The organism is Actinophytocola sp. (assembly GCF_050699915.1).
Taxonomy (GTDB): domain Bacteria; phylum Actinomycetota; class Actinomycetes; order Mycobacteriales; family Pseudonocardiaceae; genus Actinophytocola.
On record NZ_JBOHGA010000145.1, the window covers coordinates 1 to 16,125 of the forward strand.

The following is a 16,125-nucleotide window of genomic DNA, read 5'->3' on the forward strand; positions in this document are numbered from 1 at the left end:
CGGCAGCACCGCGCCCGGCGGGACGACCGTGTGCACGTCGTCGTGGACGGCGAGACCGCGCCGGCCGAGCGCGTCGTCGAGGGCCCGCTCCCGCCGGCGGGCGAAGGCCGACACGTCACCGGCGATGTGCACCCGCTCGGCGTCGACCTCGCCGGCCAGCCGGCACACCTCGGCGACCGGGTCGCCCTCGCGCACGACCAGCCGGCCGCCGAGCCCGCGCAGCGAGGTGTCCAGGTCGGCGAGGCACTCGTCGAGGAACCGCCGGCGCCCCGCCGCGAAGCCCTCGCCGACCCGCGGGTCCCGCACGAACACGGGCACGACGTGGTCGGCTCCGCGAGCCGCGGCGGCCAGCACCGGGTTGTCGCGCACCCGCAGATCGCGGGTGAACAGGGCGATCGCGGTGGTCACTTCTTCCGGACCATGAGCGCCGACAGCGCGCACAACGCACCCCAGCCGCCGGCGATCGCGATGACCTTGCCCCGCTCCGGCCGGTCCCGCAGCGCCTGCCCGAGCACGACCATGTCGCCGAGATCCGAGGTGACCCGCACGGCGATCGCGGTGCGCAGCGCCTTGCGGCTGGGGGCGAACGCCATCGCGAGCCCGGACGCGAGGTCGCGGACGCCGAGTGTGCGCACGAACGCCTCCTGCTCCGGCTCGGGCCCGCCGTCGCGGAGCATGCCGGCCGGCTTGAGCAGCAGCACGGGCTTCGCGGTGACCGCGGCGCCGTAGGCCGCGGTGGCCACGCCGAGTGCGCGGGGGAGCCATGTCATGCGGAGACCTCCTGGTGCTCGGCGGTGCCCGTGATGTTGCGGGCCATGCCGCCGAAGATGACGTCGTGGAACGGGGCGATGGACTTCCAGTACAGGTGCCCGGCGAGGCCGTGCGGCTCGAAGACCGCGCGCTGCCGGTAGGTCGAGCCGGTTCCGTCCGGTGTGGACGGTGTGGCGGACAGCTCCAGCCAGGCCCGGCCGGGCAGGCGCATCTCGGCGCGCAGCCGCAGCATGTGTGGGCGCTCCAGGCGTTCCACGCGCCACCAGTCCAGCGCCTCCCCGGTGTGCAGCCGGCGCGGGTCGCGGCGGCCGCGACGCAGCCCGGCGCCGCCGGCCATCCGGTCGATCCAGCCGCGAACCGACCAGGCGAGCGGGAAGGAGTACCAACCGTGCTCGCCGCCGATGGACTCGATGACCTCCCAGAGCTTGGCCGGATCGGCGGCCGTGTGCCGCTCGCGCACGTCGGTGTAGACGCTGCCGCCGGACCAGTCGGGGTCGGTGGGCAGCGGGTCGGACGGGTTGCTCGCGTCCGACCAGCGGGTTGGCACGTCGGCGTCGCGGATGCGATCGAGGGCCAGCTCGATGGCGTGCTCGTAGTGGGTCAGCCCGTCGGCCGGGTCGGCGATGTGCGCGGTGACGTCCCGGTCGCGGGCGACGACCTCGTGCACGAGCGACTCGATCAGCGGGATCGCGATGCCGCGCGGTACGGGAGTCACCAGGTTGACCCACTGCGCGGACAGCCACGGCGTCAGCACGGGCACCGGCACGACGACCCGCCGCGGCAGCCCGGCGACGACGGCGTAGCGCCGCATCATGTCGAGGTAGGTGAGCACGTCCGGGCCGCCGATGTCGAAGGCCTGGTCGACCGTCTTGTCGACAGTCGCGGCGTGCACGAGGTAGTGCAGGACGTCCCGCACGGCGATGGGCTGGATCCGGTTGTGCACCCAGCGCGGCGTGACCATCGCGGGCAGGCGCTCGGTCAGGTAGCGCAGCATCTCGAAGCTGGCGGACCCGGAGCCGATGATGATCGCCGCGTTCAGCACGACGGTCGGCACGCCGGAGCCGAGGAAGATCTCGCCGACCTCCTTGCGGGAGCGCAGGTGCGGGGACAGCTCCTGGCCCTCCGGGGCGATCCCGCCGAGGTAGACGATCCGCTCGACCCCGCCCGCACCCGCCGCTGCCGTCGCGACCGTCTGCGCGGCCCGCCGGTCGAGGTCGACGAAGTCCCGCTGTTGCAGCGAGTGGACGAGGTAGTAGACGACCTCCTGCCCGTCCAGGGCCCGCGCGACGCTCTCCGCGTCGGTGACGTCGCCCTTGACGACCTCGACCCGCTCACGCCAGGGCACCTCGTCGAGCTTGCCGGGGTCGCGGGCGACCGCCCGGACCCGATGGCCCGCGTCGAGCAGCTCGGGCACCAGCCGGCCGCCGAGGTAACCCGTCGCCCCGAACACCACGCATCGCATTCGCTGATCCTCATCCACCCCGACTGTTCCCGTAGGTCTCTTCGGAGTCGGCTGTACCCCGGATGGGTGGCTCGATGCGTGCCGCCCGGTCCCGGCTGCTCAGGGGCCGGCGATGGGGGCGACGGTGGCGCCGGCGAGGCGGACGAGCTCGGCCGGGGCCAGCTCGATCTCCAGCCCGCGCCGCCCGCCGCTGCAGTAGATCGTCTCGAAGGCGGTCGCCGAGCTGTCGACGACGACCGGCAAGCGTTTGCGGTGCCCGAGCGGCGAGATCCCGCCCGCGACGTACCCGGTGGCCCGCTCCGCTGCGGTGACCTCGGCCATCTTGGCCTTCTTCCCGCCCGCGGCCGCGGCGAGCGCCTTGAGGTCGAGCTGCCCGCCGACCGGCACGACGCCGACTGTCAGCGCACCGTCGACCTCGGCCACAAGCGTCTTGAACACCCGTTCGGCCGGCAGCCCGAGGGCCTCGCCGGCCTCCGTCCCGTACGACGCCGCCCGCGGATCGTGTGCGTACTCGTGCACCTGGTGCGGCACCTTCTGCTTGACCAGCAACACGGTCGCCGGCGTTCCCTTTCCCGCCACGGCGGCCAACCTAGCCGCCGCGGCGGGACGGGCCGTCAGGCGCCCGGTTCCGCGGTGTAGACGGTCGGGTCGCCCTGCTTGATCCACACCTCCGGGGAGTTGATCGGCAGGAACGAGCGGTCGCCCCCCGGCTCGCGGCTGTCCGGGACCGTGTCGCCGGAAGGCAGGTGCATGATGAAGTTCACCGGCTTGGTGTCGTCCACCAGCGGGATCTCGTACACCGCCCAGCCGTCCTCCACCCGGGCCCGCTGCCACGGCCGCTCCCACGCGATCTGCGCCAGCACGTCCGGGTCGACCGCGTCGCCCCACATGTGCAGGCCCCACTCGCCGTAGTCGCCGGCCGGGCGTTGGTAGCGCAACGTCGCCATCTCCAGCGGCGGGCCGGCGTAGCGGACTGTGCGCGTCTCGCTCACCGCCCCGCCCAGCAGCGTCGCCCGGTACTCCACGGCCGCCCCCGGCTCCAGGTCGAGCGGGGTGAGGTCGTCGAACACCGTGTACGCCGGGGACGTGCGGTCGGTGCCGATCGTCGTCCACGGGCCGCCGGCGACGCGGCGCTGGAAGGCCACCGCGTGCGTCGGCTTCTCCGGGTCGGCCACCGCGCGCACCTCGACCGTCCCGCGCACGCCGCCACCCTGCGTAGGTGTCTCGATGGTCAGCTTCGCGTGCGGCGCCCGGGTCTCGACCGGGCTCGCGGACCGGGTGTGCCCGGCGTTGTCCAGCACGACCGCGCGGTACTCCACCGGCGTGCCCGGCGCGAGCGATGAAACGTCGTGGAACACCCGGTACGGCGCGTTGTCGTCGGTGCCGACCGGCTGCCAGCGGCCGCCGCCCACCCGTGCCTCGAACGTCACCTCGTACAGCGACGAGCCGTTCACCGACGCGGTGACCTCCATCCGGCCCCGCGACGCGGCGGCCGGCTTCGGCAGCCCCAGCGAGATCCGCGGCGCGGCGTTCGAGCGCGGGATCCGGCCGTCCAGCGCGTAGACCACAGTGGACAGTGCGGGCACGGTGACCGAGAGCTTCCCGTCCGAGCCGGAGGAGAGCTGGTTGGCGCCCGAGCCGTACACCCGGCTGTAGGCCCGCTTGCTCGTGTACGTCGGGACCGCCGCGGTCGCCGGTGCCTCGCTGTTGTTCAGCGCCACCACGTACTCGCGCTGGTCCGACCGGTCGATCCGGGAGAACGCGTACACGCCGTCGTCCGAAGAGGACAGTCGGCTCTGCTGGGTCCCGTCGCGCAGCGCGGGGTGTGCGCGGGTCGCCGACGCGAGGTCGCCGATCGCCCGGTACAGCGGGTGGTCGCCGTCGAAGTTGTCGGTCGCGTGCGTCGACGAGGTGCCGAGCAGGTCGTCGTCCAGGTACTCCGGCACCCGCGACGCGAACAGCGTCTGCCGCGCGTCCTGGTCGCCGCCGGGTCCGGTGAAGCCCTGCTCGTCGCCGTAGTAGATCACCGGGTTGCCGCGCGAGAAGTACATCAGCTCGTGGCCGAGCCGGTCCCGCGACACCCACTCCGCGTCGCCCGCGCCCGGGTTGTCCGCGGTCACGAACCCGCCGAACCGGCCCATGTCGTGGTTGCCGAGGAAGGTCGGCAGCTCGTAGACGTTGGAGTCGGCGTCGGTGTACCAGTCGTCGTCGGCGAAGAACGTCGCCAGGTCACCGGTCGCCCCGCCGCGTGACGCGAACTGCCGGGCCGCCGCCTGGAACGGGAAGTCCAGCACCGACTGCATCCGGTCGGTGGTGGTGAAGTGCGACGTGTAGCTCTTGGTCGTGTCGAAGACCTCGCCGAACATGAAGAACTCGCTCTTGCCGTGCTCGCGGGCGAACTTCAGCACCCGCGGCCCGAACTTCTGCCAGAACGCGTCGTCGACGTGCTTCATCGTGTCGATGCGGAAGCCGTCCACGCCGAAGTCGGCGATCCAGCGCTCGTAGATGTCGGCCATGCCGTCGACGACCCGCGGGTTCTCGGTGAACAGGTCGTCGAGGCCGAAGAAGTCACCGTACTGCGAGTCCTCGCCGACGAACGTCGTGTCGCCGCGGTTGTGGTACAGCGTCGTGTCGTTGAGCCAGGCCGGCACCTTCAGGTTCTGCTCGGCCGGGTCCAGCACCGGCGTGTAGGGGAACGAGGACGCCGGGTCGAGCGCGGGGAAGTTGTCGCCGCCCGCGAAGTCGCGGTCGTCGAACACCTGGCCCGACGCGGTCCGGTAGGGCGAGACGTCCTTGGTCGTGTACGCCTTGCGCGCGCCCTCCTCGTAGCCGATGACGTCGGCGGTGTGGTTGGTGATGATGTCGAAGTAGACCTTCATGCCGCGCCCGTGCGCGTCGTCGACCAGCGCGGCGAGGTCGGCGTTGCTGCCCAGGTGCGGGTCGATCTGGGTGAAGTCGGTGATCCAGTAGCCGTGGTAACCGGCGCTCGGGCCGTCCTCCAGCTGCACCGCCTTGTTCTTGAAGCTCGGGGTGAGCCAGATCGACGTGGTGCCCAGGTCCTGGATGTAGTCGAGCTTGCCGCGCAGCCCCTTCAGGTCGCCGCCGTTGTAGAAGCCTTTCTTCGTCGGGTCGAAGCCCGACACGAGCGGGTCGGCGGGCAGCCCGCCGAGGTCGTTGCCGGTGTCGCCGTTGGCGAACCGGTCGGCCATGACGAAGTAGAAGTTCTCGTCGGTGACCGGCCCGCGCACCGAGTGCAGCGCCTGCGCCCCGCGGTCGGGGGCGGCGGCCGCCGGGGTCGTGGCCAGCCCGGCGACGACGAGCGGAACCAGGAGCGCCACCGCGGCGCGACGGACTGACATGTGTCCTCCAGTGATACGGCTGCGCGCAGACGTTAGCCGTTGATCCACCGGGCCGGCGACGGCCAACCAGCGCATTCCGGCCGTCAAGGAGCAACGGACTCCGCGGCCGGCCGGGAACAAAAGCGCTGCCGACGGCGGTTGCCCCGGGTGTGATCGATGTGCCGCTCTCCGTGCTCGACCTCGCCCCGCTGGCCCGCGACGCCTCCGCCGCGGATGCGCTGCGAGCGACCACCACCCTGGCCCGCCGCGTGGAGGAGCTGGGCTACCGGCGGTTCTGGGTGGCCGAGCACCACAACATGCCGTCCATCGGGAGCTCCGCGCCGGCGGTGCTGATCGCCCACCTGGCCGCCGCGACGTCGACGATCCGGGTCGGCTCGGGCGGGGTCATGTTGCCCAACCACGCGCCGCTGGTGGTGGCGGAGCAGTTCGGCACGCTCGAGGCGCTGCACCCGGGCCGGATCGACCTGGGCATCGGCCGCGCGCCGGGCACCGACGGCCGCACCGCGCTGGCCCTGCGCCGGACGATGGCGGGGCTCTCGGCGGAGAACTTCCCGGCCGAGCTGGCCGACCTGATCGGCTACTTCACGGGCGACTCGGCGCCGATCGTGGCGGTGCCGGGGCGCGGTGACGAGCCGGCGATCTGGCTGCTCGGGTCGAGCGACTTCTCGGCCCGGCTGGCCGGCGTGCTGGGCCTGCCGTTCTCGTTCGCGCACCACTTCAGCTCGGCGAACACCGTGCCGGCGCTGGAGATGTACCGCGCGGCGTTCCGCCCGTCCCGGTGGCTGACGGAGCCGTACGCGAAGGTCGCGGTGAACGCCATCTGCGCGGACACGGACGAGCAGGCGCGCCTACTGGCGGGGCCGGCGTCGCTGTCGTTCCTTCGGCTGCGGCAGGGCCGGCCGGAGCCGCTGATCCCGCCGGAGGAGGCGGCGGCGTACCCGTTCACCGACCAGGAGCGAGCGTTCGCGGAGGACCGCTTCCGCGACCAGGCGGTCGGCTCCCCGGAGACGGTCCGCGAGCAGCTGCAGTCGCTGCTGTCCCGCACGGGGGCCAACGAACTGATGCTGACCACGATGGTCTACGACATCGCCGACCGAGTCCGCTCGTTCGAGCTCATCGCGGAGAAGGTCGCCGCCGGTCTCTCGCGGTAGCCGTGCCGAAGGTCCCGGTGGGTGAGGCACAAGTGCCTGATTTCGCGCCGAGTCGCCAACTGTCGGTCACCGCGTTCGGATACGCCCAGTGACCGATCGCTGCGACTCGCAAAGGACGCACATGCCTGACCCGGCGCCCAACCCCACCCAGCCCCAGACCAGCAAGCCCAAGACGGGACCCTCCACTCGAAGAAGACCGGCGAGTAGCCGAGCGGGCCCGGGCCGCCGGTGATCCCCCTCATCGCGATCACCGGCGGTGTCCCGGCACGGCCTGGGGCCGGCGGGCCGCCCGACGGCACCCCTCATCCGGACCGCCTGGCGCCCGCCGGCCATGGTTGGCCGCCGCCTGAGACAGGAGGACAGGTTGACGGTGACACCGACAACGCGGGCGAGGATGGTCACCCGCGGCTCGGATTATCGGTGTCACCGTCGCCCCGGCTCCCCGACCCGCAGCCAATCCGCCGCGGCTCGCTTTTCGTACACCGATCCCCTCGGCACACTGCAAGGTGCGTAGCCGGGCTACCCGGCGGTGCGTGACCGGCGACCTGCACGTTCCCCGACTCAATCACTCGTTCGGAGTAACCGACTTCACGGCTACCAGGCGAACACGGAATGTCGCGGATCGGGCACACTGGTGTTCCTTGAGGACGGTTGGGGGTGATGTCGTGAGCGAAGCTTGCGGAGCGATCCAGAAGACACAGGGCGACGGCGAGCGGCGTTACCGAGCTTGCGGGGGAACGTTGTGAGCGAAGCTTGCGGAGCGAACCAGAAGACACAGGGCGACCGCGAGCGGCGTTACCGAGCTTGCGGGGGAACGTTGTGAGCGAAGCTTGCGGAGCGAACCAGAAGACACAGGGCGACCGCGAGCGGCGTTACCGAGCCTGCGAGGGAACGTCGTGAGCGAAGAGAGCCTGCCGTACCGGCACGGCATCCATGAGGCGATGGGGGCGCTGTCCGGCCAGTGGGTCACCGCTGTGCTGGCGTCGCTGACCGCGCGCCCCATGACGTACTCGAAGCTGCTCGAGCACATCAACCGCACCGAGGAGCGGCTCGGCTGGGTCACCCACGAGCGGCCGCTGCGCCAGAAGGTCCTCACCGAGACCCTGCACCGCATGCAGCGCGACGGCCTCGTCATCAAGATCGACCGCCCGAGCCGCTTCGGCTCCACCTGGTACCAGCTCACCCCGATGGGCCGCTCGCTGCTGCGAGCCCTCCTCCCACTGGCCAAATGGGCCGAGGACCACCGCGGCGAGCTCAACCGTGCCCGCGCCGCCCACCAGGCCGCCAAACCGGACGACTGACCCTCTCAGGACCCGCCACCGGCGCCTGACCAGTCACGCCAGCCCGGTCGGCACGGCACGGATGGGGGGTCCGAGCCGCGGCCAACGGGTCGCGTCAGGAGCCCTGGCTGGGGGCGCGCGGCGCGCTGAGGTCGCCGATCGCGGCGATGATGGTCTGTACCTGGTTGCGGCCGGAGTCCTTCGCCACGAAGAGGGCGTCGTCGGCGGCCAGCAGGACGTCCTGCAGGTCCGGGCCGAACTCCGGGTAGATCGCGATGCCCACCGACACCGACAGGCCGTCCACGGCGAGGCCATCACCGGGCTCCGACAGCGGAACCCGCAGGTCTCGCACGCGCTCGCAGATGCGCTCGCCGATCTGCCGCAGCGAATCGTCCGACACCTCGGGGCACAGCATGACGAACTCCTCGCCGCCCCAGCGGCCGACCACGTCGTAGCGGCGCGCGCACGCGGTGAGGGCGCCCGCGACCGCCAGCAGAACCCGGTCGCCGACCAGGTGTCCGTGCATGTCGTTGACCTGCTTGAAGTGGTCCAGGTCGACCATCAGCACGCCGACCTGTGTCTCGTCCCGCTTCGCACGCTGGATCTCGGCCGAGGCCATGTTCGTCCACGCCGTCGCGTTCGCCAGGCCCGTCTTCTGGTCGGTCGACGCGGCCTCCTCGAGCTGGCGCATCAGCACGCTGCGGTGCAGCACCAGCAGCGCCGGCACGATCAGCAGCGCCCAGCCGGGGTGCAGCGAGACCAGCAGCCCGGTGATCGCGCCGAGGCCGATCGTGCCGAACTCCAGCGCCGCCTCGCGACCGGTGCCGAGCGCCTTGCGCATGGACAGCCGGCGCTCGTGCAGCGTGATGGCGATGACGACCAGACCCCAGTTCACGCCGGTGTAGACCAGTCCGGCGAGTACCACGGCGACGATCGCCACCGGGTTGTCCCAATGGACCACTCCGGGCGGCGCGAGCAGATGACGCAACCCCGACGCGGCGTACGCGGCGAGGATGACGGTGGAGGACGTGAACACGAGCCGGTAGGCGTGCACGCTGCGCACCCGGTACCAGCTGCGCCAGAACAGGTGCACGTACATCGAGCCGATCAGCACCGGCAGGAGCGCGGCGGGCAGCACCAGTACCGCGGCGACCGTCCACACCGAAGTCAGGTTCACGTGCGGGGTGTCGTTGAACCGCCGGCGCACTCGCTCCACGTGCCGAGTCAGTTCGCCCATCGACAGCGCGAGCCCGACGAGCACCGCCAGCGTCACGAGATCGGCGGCCGTGATCCTGGTGTGCACAGCGAGATAGCCGGTCAGCGAGGCCGCGACGACCTCGACCACGAGGATCAGCACCAGCAGTCTCGGCGGCTCCCGCCACAGCGCCCACCTGGCCGGGCGCCTGGACCGCTGATCTGTGGAAAGGGATGCTGACTTGTGCGATCGGGATTTACCTACCTGATCCGCACCCTCGCTGCCGTGCTCGGCGGCAGACCCCACGGAAGGAGGCGCTGGCGATGCAGGCATGGGATTGGTGAGACCGGCGTGCCCGAAACGCGTTCCGTTGCTGCGCTCGGCAGCAGGTTCTGTGGAAGGAGGTGTGAGTGATGCAGGCATGGGACTGGTGAGCGAGCTCGCCCCGTCAACAGCCACATCACCCACGGGAGGAGGTAGCGACGATGCAGGCTTGGGACTGGTGACCACACCGTTGTGACCGGTGGCCGCGTGTCCACGGCGGACGCGTAGCCACGACATCCCCACGACAGCGGTGAGCACGGCGCCGGTGATACCGCCGGCGCCCACCGCTGACACCGGACTGGTCGCGTCGGCCAGGAGGCCGGCGCCGAGAACCGCGACACTCAGCGAGGACACAGCGCCGGCGCGGGCCAGCCCGGAAATCGCCTCTCGGTACTGCTCGGGAGCTCCGCACACGAGCAGCGCCTGGGCGAGCAGCAAGTACCCGACCGCGCACGCGCCGGAGACGCCCCACAGCACCACCACGACGGCCAGCGGCGGGTCGAGCAGGCATGCCGCGAGCGGCGCGCCCGCGGCCACCGCGAGCGCGCCGACCGTGGCAGGCCGGCGACGTTCGGGAACCCGGTTGGCGAGCCATGCCCCGACGGCGCCGCCCAGCGGCAGGGCCGCCATCAACAGGCCGACGGCCGCGGTGGCGGAGCCGAGGCCGGCGGCATACGGGGCGGCGAGGGCTGCCGGCAGCACGAACACGCCGCCCAGCCACGACAGCGCGACCAGCACGCGCAGCCTGCGGTCGCGCCACACGAGCGCGGCCACCTCCCGGGTCGGCGGCGCGGCGTCGCGTCCGGCGGGCCGGTGCGTCATGCCGAGCAGTACGGCACCCGCGGCGGCCGCGAACAGCACGGCGGCGAGCCCCGGCACCAGCCGCGGGTCGACGAACACCAGCAGCGCGCCGCCGGCGAGCAGCCCGGCGACCTGCGCGGCCAGGGTGGCCGAGGTCCGGATGGCGTACTTCGGGCCGGCCGGGCGCTCGGGCAGCAGCGCCCGCCGCGCGGCCCGGACCGGGCCCGCGCCGAGCGCCAGCGCGCAGGTGAGCATGAGCAGCAGGGGCACCGGTAGCGGCAGGACCAGCAGCCCGGCGACGGTCGCGCGCGCGAGGTTGCCGACGGCGATGAGCGCGCGGGCCGGGTAGCGGTCGGCCAGCCGGCCGAGCAGGAGGCCGCCGAACAGCGCGGGCAGGAAGGTCAGCGCGTAGGCCAGCGCGGCCCACGCGGCGGAGGACGTCTCGCGGTAGACGAGCACGGCGAGGCCGACACGAACGACCTGGTCACCGGCGACCGACAGCAGCTCGCCGGCCCAGAGCGCGCGGAACTCGCGCGCAGCGAGCACCTCGCGAACCACAGCCCGACGCCCCATCGCCCGCCTCGCTCTTGACGCCAACAGGCCGTGCCCCGCACGGCCTGCGGACCTCACAGTAGAACGCCGCCAGCGGCAGATCACTGCCCGAGAGCTTGTCTACCCGAATGGCCCAACGGCATGACGAAGGGTAGTGGATCCCCTCATTTCGGAGGAGCACGACCGGGTCACCGGAGGATGTCAATGCAACCCTCGGTAGATCATGACCGGCCCGCGAGCCGATACTGAACGCGCGATGGACTTCACCTATCTGACCCGTACACCGGCGCCTCCGCTCGACCGCTACGTCGAGCTGATCTGGTACGCCCGCGGCCAGATCGACCACCCCCGCGAGCTCATCGCGCCCACCGGGTCCACCGTCGCCGCCGTCGTGTTCGGCTCGCCCATCCGGCAGACGCCGACCGGCGGCCCGCCCCACCTCGCCACCGCGGGGTTCCTCATCGGCCCGCACGACCGGCCCATCGTCAACGAGCCCACCGCCGAGACCCACTGCCTCGGCATCGTCACCACCCCGGTCGGCTGCCGCGCCGTCCTCGGCCTCGAGCCCGCCCGGCTCCGCGGCCGCGTCACCGGCTGGCCGCCCGCCGAACGGCTCCGCGCCGAGCTCACCGGCACGCCGGACGAGATGCTCGACCAGGTCCTGCGCACCCTGGAGATCGGCGACACGAGAGGCGTCGACCGCTGCGCACGGGCCGTCGCCGCCCTCGAGGAGGCGCCCGCGCGCGGCATCGCCGACCTGGCGGCCGAGCTCGGCGTCACCCACGGCCATCTCGACCGCGAGTTCTCCCGCGTCGTCGGCCTCGGCCCGCGCACGCTCGCCCGCATCCTGCGGGTCCGCCGGCTCCTCGAGCACATCGACGTGCACGGCCAGATCGGCTGGACCGAGCTCGCCGGTTCGCTGGGCTGGTTCGACCAGGCCCACCTCATCCGGGACTTCAAGCGGCACACCGGCGTCACGCCCTCCCAGTACCAGGCCGCGCAGCGCCGCTATCGGCCGGACGAGGTCGAGCCGGGCTTCGTCCCGATGTGAAGTCCGTCCAAGACATGCGGCCACGGTGCGCACGAAGGTGCGGGGCATGAGCGAGCTTGCGAGCGAATCAATGTCACAGGGCGACCGCGAGCGGCGACACCGAGCCTGCGAGGGGTCGTCATGAGCAACGCGTTCGTCGCCACGCAGGTCATCGACCGTCCGCCCGAGACGGTCTGGCGCGTGCTGACCGACTGGCACCGCGCCGCCGACTGGATGCCGGGTGTGGACCGGGTAACCCACGTCGACGACACCACCCTCCGGTTCCTGGCCCGCAAGCGTGAGCGCACCAGCGAGATCACCGCCGTGCGCCCCGGCGAGTCGATCACGCTGACGTCCGTGCAGGGCGGCGTGCGGGCCGACTACATCTACACAGTGGAGGGGACCGGCGACGCGACCCGCGCGACGCTCGTCGCCGACGTCACGACCGGCGCGCTCTGGCGGGTCGTCGCCCCGGCCCTGCGCGCGGCCATCCGGCGCGCCGACGCCGGCCAGCTCGACGCGCTCAAGCGGCTGGTCGAGGCCGAGTCGTAAATCTGGCCGGCGCCTGTCAGGTTTTGCCGGCATCGTGGCCGGCATGACGGAGAACGCTGCGGAGAACAAGGCTGCGGAGAACGCTGCGGAGAACAAGGTGGCGCTCGTCGCCGGAGGATCGCGGGCGGCCGGCCGGGCCATCGCGGTCGAGCTGGGGCGGCTGGGCATGACCGTGTACGTGACCGGCCGGACCACGCGCGAGCAGCGTTCGGAGATGAACCGGCCGGAGACGATCGAGGAGACCGCGGAGCTCGTGACCGCCGCCGGCGGCACGGGCATCCCGATCCGCGTCGACCATCTCGAGCCCGACGCGGTGCGCGCGCTGGTCGAGCGCGTCGACGCCGAACAGGGCCGGCTGGACGTGCTGGTCAACGACATCTGGGGCGGCGACGTCTACCTGAAGTTCGGCAAGAAGATGTGGGAGCACTCGCTGGAGGGCGGGCTGCGGATGCTCCGCCTCGGCGTCGAGACGCACGCCATCACCAGCCATTTCGCGCTGCCGCTGCTGATCCGCCGGCCGGGTGGCCTGGTGATCGAGATGACCGACGGCACGGCCGAGTCCAACGCCGAGTACCGCAAGGACGCCGGGCTGTTCTACGACCTGGTGAAGACGTCCGTGCAGCGGCTGGCGCTGGCCCAGTCCGAGGAGCTGCGCGAGCACGGCTGCACGGCGGTCGCGCTGACGCCGGGCTGGCTGCGCTCGGAGGCCATGCTGGAGGCGTTCGGCGTCACCGAGGAGACCTGGCGCGACGCGACGAAGTTCCAGCCGCACTTCGTGATCTCCGAGTCGCCGACCCTCGTCGGCCGGGCCGCGGCCGCGCTCGCCGCCGACCCGGACGTGGCGCGCTGGGCGGGCCAGTCGCTGTCGTCCGGCCAGCTCGCGCAGGTGTACGACTTCGACGACGCCGACGGCAGCCGCCCGGACGCGTGGCGCTACATCGCCGAGGTGGAGAGCCAGGGCAAGCCCGCCGACGCCACCGGCTACCGCTGATCCCCGCCGGTCGCGTTGCGGGCCGTGATCGCCCGGCCGACCTCGGCGAGACCGGCCCGCAGCGACGCCGGCTCCAGCACCTCGACCCCGATGCCCAGCGCGGTCAGCTGGGTCAGCGCGACCCGCTCGTTCTCCACGTCCAGCGTCAGCTCGCGCCAGCCGTCCTCGTCCGGTGGACCGGCCGCCGCCAGCGCCTCCGCGGCCGCCTCGCGGTCGGTCACGTCCGGCAGGGACCGCTGCGCGCGCGGGCTCAGCCGCAGCCGCACGCGGTCGCGCAGCAGGGAGCGCTCGAAGCGGGCCGACGTCTGCGCCCACCACGACACGAGCTCGAACGGCGGCCGCTCAAAGGTCTCCCCGAGCGTCGCCGACGCGATCCGGGCCACCCGGTAGGTCCGCGGCTCGTCTGGTTGCTCGCTGCCAGAGACCGGCTGGCCGATGAGGTACCAGACGCCCGCCTTCACCACCAGGCCCAGCGGCTCGAGCACGCGGTCGACCGTCCGGTCGGCCCGGCCGTAGCGCACCTCGAGCCGCCGCGTGTCCGCGACCGCCGAGGCGACCGTCGCCAGGTGGCCGACCTCCTCCGGCCGGTGGAACCAGCCCGGCGCGTCGAGGTGGAACCGGTCGCTGACCCGCGCCGCGTACTCGCGCAGCCCGGCCGGCAGCGTGGCCAGCAGCTTCGCCCGAGCGCCGGTCAACGCCGAGCCCAGGCCCAGCTCGGCGAGCACCTCCGGCACGCCCAGCGCGAAGATCGCCGCGGCCTCCTTGCCGGTCAGGCCGTCCAGCCGGGTGCGCCAGCCGTCCATCAGCCGGATCCCGCCGGTCCGGCCCTGCTCCGTCCACAGTGGAACCCCGGCGGCGAGGAGGGCCTCGATGTCGCGGTAGACCGTGCGCTCCGAGACAGCGAGCGCCTCGGCCAGCTCGGCCGCCGTGGCCCGTCGCCGTTGTTGCAGCAGGAACAGCAGGGTCACCAGGCGCTCGGCTCGCACCAGCCCGCCTCCCGGAATTCGATGCGGCGGTCACGTTCCAGCCTATGGTGCGGATCTCCGGCTGATTGTGGCTGGCTGGCGTCACGTTCCCCTGAGGTTCCCGTTGGTTGCCACCTGGCTCACGGCTCCTCGCCTGAGCGCGTGGGGTGCAGCAGGCCGTTGCGCTCGTCGAGGGGGATGGTGACCGTGCGCCGCGGGCGTGCCGACATGGACCTGGCCAGGCCGGCGATCGTCGGCGTCGAGATCATCGCGGCCAGCGGGACCTCGACCGCGAGCGCGGTGCGGATCCGGGAGATCAGCAGGGTCGCGGTCAGCGAGTGGCCGCCGAGTGCGAAGAAGTCGTCGTGCACACCCACCGTGACGTCGGGCGGGATGCTGAGCACCTCGCGCCAGAGCGTCGCCAGTCGCCGCTCCACCTCGGTGCGCGGCGCGATCGTCGTCGTCTTCTGCCGGCCCCACACCGGCTCCGGCAGCGCGCCGCGGTCTAGCTTGCCGGTCGGGGTGACCGGCAGCATGTTGAGCGTGATGAACCGGTGGGGCTGCATGTAGTCCGGCAGCCGGGCCGAAAGCCACGGTCGCAGCTCCGCCATCCCGATCCGGCGCCGCGGCACCAGGTAGGCGACCAGCCGGACGTCGCTCTCCCGCACCCGCCACGTCGCGACCGCTGCGTCCCGAATGGACTCGTGCGCCCGCAGCGCCGCCTCGATCTCGCCGAGCTCGATCCGGTAGCCGCGGACCTTCACCTGCAGGTCCGCGCGGCCGAGGAACTCCAGCCCGTCCCGCCGGCGCCGGACCAGGTCGCCGGTGGCGTAGAGCCGCGCGCCGGGCCGGGCCGCGAAGGGGTCGGGCCGGAACCGCTCGGCCGTCATCTTCGGCAGGTTGTGGTAGCCGCGGGCCACGCCGGCGCCGCCGACGTGCAGCTCGCCGACCACACCCTCGGGTACCGGCGCGAGGGCCGGGTCGAGCACGTGCAGGGTCGTGCCGGCGACCGGCGGGCCCAGCCGGATGGGGCCGGCGGACACCTCGCCGATGGCCGAGTACACCGTCGTCTCCGTGGGGCCGTAGCCGTCGAGCAGCGTGGCCTCGCCCGCCAGCAGCACCTCGGCCAGGTCGCGGGGGAGCGCCTCGCCGCCGCTCACCCGCAGCCGCACCGACTCCGGCACCCCGCCCGCGGCGACCAGCGACCGCCAGACCGACGGCGTGGCCTGCACGACCGTCGCGTTGAACCGCATCAGCCGCTCGCGCAGCCGGTGCCCGTCGGCGACCTCCGCGGCCGGCACCACGACCACCGTCGCACCGCGCAGCAGCGGCGCCAGCAGCTCGACCACGGACATGTCGAACGACGGGCTGCTGATCGCGGCGAACCGGTCGGCGGGGGACAGGTCGAGCAGCGAGTCCAGGTGGGTCAGCAGGCTCGCGACGTTGCCGTGGGTGACCGCCACGCCCTTCGGCCGGCCGGTGGAGCCGGACGTGTAGAGCAGGTAGGCCAGCGACTCCGGGTCCGGCGGCGGGACGTCCGGCGGGGTTGTGGGCCACGCGTCGAGGTCCACGGTGTCCAGGTCCACGACCTGCCAGTCGCCCGGCAGCTCGACGCGCGCGGCGGCGTGCGTGACGAGCACCGGCGGGCCCGCGTCGGCGGCCATCGCGGTCAGCCGGTCCACCGGCCAGCTC

At 72.7% G+C, this 16,125-nt stretch carries 13 protein-coding genes; 5 read left to right on the top strand and 8 right to left on the bottom strand.

Annotated elements, in window-relative coordinates; genetic code table 11:
- From ACRDSK_RS22625 to ACRDSK_RS22645, 5 genes are all read right to left on the bottom strand, one after another.
- Positions 1-408 (bottom strand): deoxyribodipyrimidine photo-lyase (locus ACRDSK_RS22625; protein ID WP_431443237.1); only part of this gene is annotated, 408 nt, incomplete at its 3' end.
- Positions 405-770, bottom strand: a complete 366-nt coding sequence (locus tag ACRDSK_RS22630; RefSeq protein ID WP_431443238.1) for a hypothetical protein — start codon at positions 768-770, stop codon at positions 405-407. The genes ACRDSK_RS22625 and ACRDSK_RS22630, both read right to left, overlap by 4 nt.
- A complete protein-coding gene (locus ACRDSK_RS22635; RefSeq protein WP_431443239.1) occupies positions 767-2,233 on the bottom strand; it encodes an SDR family oxidoreductase in 1,467 nt (488 codons plus the stop codon). The genes ACRDSK_RS22630 and ACRDSK_RS22635 overlap by 4 nt, the downstream gene beginning before the upstream one ends.
- 99 nt (positions 2,234-2,332) lie before the next feature.
- Positions 2,333-2,812, bottom strand: a complete 480-nt coding sequence (gene ybaK / locus ACRDSK_RS22640) for a Cys-tRNA(Pro) deacylase (protein WP_431443240.1) — start codon at positions 2,810-2,812, stop codon at positions 2,333-2,335.
- A 35-nt stretch (positions 2,813-2,847) separates the two neighbouring features.
- The gene (locus tag ACRDSK_RS22645) at positions 2,848-5,592 is read right to left on the bottom strand and encodes an alpha-amylase family glycosyl hydrolase (RefSeq protein WP_431443241.1); all 2,745 of its coding nucleotides are present in this window, start codon (positions 5,590-5,592) and stop codon (positions 2,848-2,850) included.
- 149 nt (positions 5,593-5,741) lie between these two features.
- Between ACRDSK_RS22645 and ACRDSK_RS22650 the strand changes: the two genes are divergently transcribed.
- Together ACRDSK_RS22650 and ACRDSK_RS22655 are read left to right on the top strand one after the other, a co-directional pair.
- Positions 5,742-6,743: an LLM class flavin-dependent oxidoreductase gene (locus ACRDSK_RS22650; RefSeq protein WP_431443242.1), complete on the top strand. Its 1,002-nt coding sequence runs from the start codon at positions 5,742-5,744 to the stop codon at positions 6,741-6,743.
- A gap of 896 nt (positions 6,744-7,639) precedes the next feature.
- A complete protein-coding gene (locus ACRDSK_RS22655; protein ID WP_431443243.1) occupies positions 7,640-8,044 on the top strand; it encodes a winged helix-turn-helix transcriptional regulator in 405 nt (134 codons plus the stop codon).
- A 94-nt stretch (positions 8,045-8,138) separates the two neighbouring features.
- Here ACRDSK_RS22655 and ACRDSK_RS22660 read toward each other — a convergent pair whose 3' ends face one another.
- Entirely contained in the window at positions 8,139-10,916 is a 2,778-nt protein-coding gene (locus ACRDSK_RS22660; protein WP_431443244.1) for an MFS transporter, read from the bottom strand.
- Positions 10,917-11,151: 235 nt separating this feature from the next.
- Between ACRDSK_RS22660 and ACRDSK_RS22665 the strand changes: the two genes are divergently transcribed.
- From ACRDSK_RS22665 to ACRDSK_RS22675, 3 genes are all read left to right on the top strand, one after another.
- Positions 11,152-11,946, top strand: a complete 795-nt coding sequence (locus ACRDSK_RS22665) for a helix-turn-helix domain-containing protein (protein WP_431443245.1) — start codon at positions 11,152-11,154, stop codon at positions 11,944-11,946.
- A 120-nt stretch (positions 11,947-12,066) separates the two neighbouring features.
- Positions 12,067-12,477 carry an SRPBCC family protein gene (locus ACRDSK_RS22670; RefSeq protein ID WP_431443246.1) on the top strand — a complete coding sequence of 137 codons (411 nt, stop codon included), beginning with the start codon at positions 12,067-12,069 and terminating at the stop codon, positions 12,475-12,477.
- A gap of 43 nt (positions 12,478-12,520) precedes the next feature.
- Positions 12,521-13,468: an SDR family oxidoreductase gene (locus ACRDSK_RS22675; RefSeq protein ID WP_431443247.1), complete on the top strand. Its 948-nt coding sequence runs from the start codon at positions 12,521-12,523 to the stop codon at positions 13,466-13,468.
- Here the strand turns inward: ACRDSK_RS22675 and ACRDSK_RS22680 are convergent.
- Positions 13,459-14,454: a helix-turn-helix transcriptional regulator gene (locus ACRDSK_RS22680; RefSeq protein WP_431443248.1), complete on the bottom strand. Its 996-nt coding sequence runs from the start codon at positions 14,452-14,454 to the stop codon at positions 13,459-13,461. The genes ACRDSK_RS22675 and ACRDSK_RS22680 overlap by 10 nt on opposite strands.
- Before the next feature lie 119 nt (positions 14,455-14,573).
- A partial coding sequence (locus ACRDSK_RS22685) for a non-ribosomal peptide synthetase (protein ID WP_431443249.1) occupies positions 14,574-16,125 on the bottom strand: 1,552 nt, incomplete at its 5' end.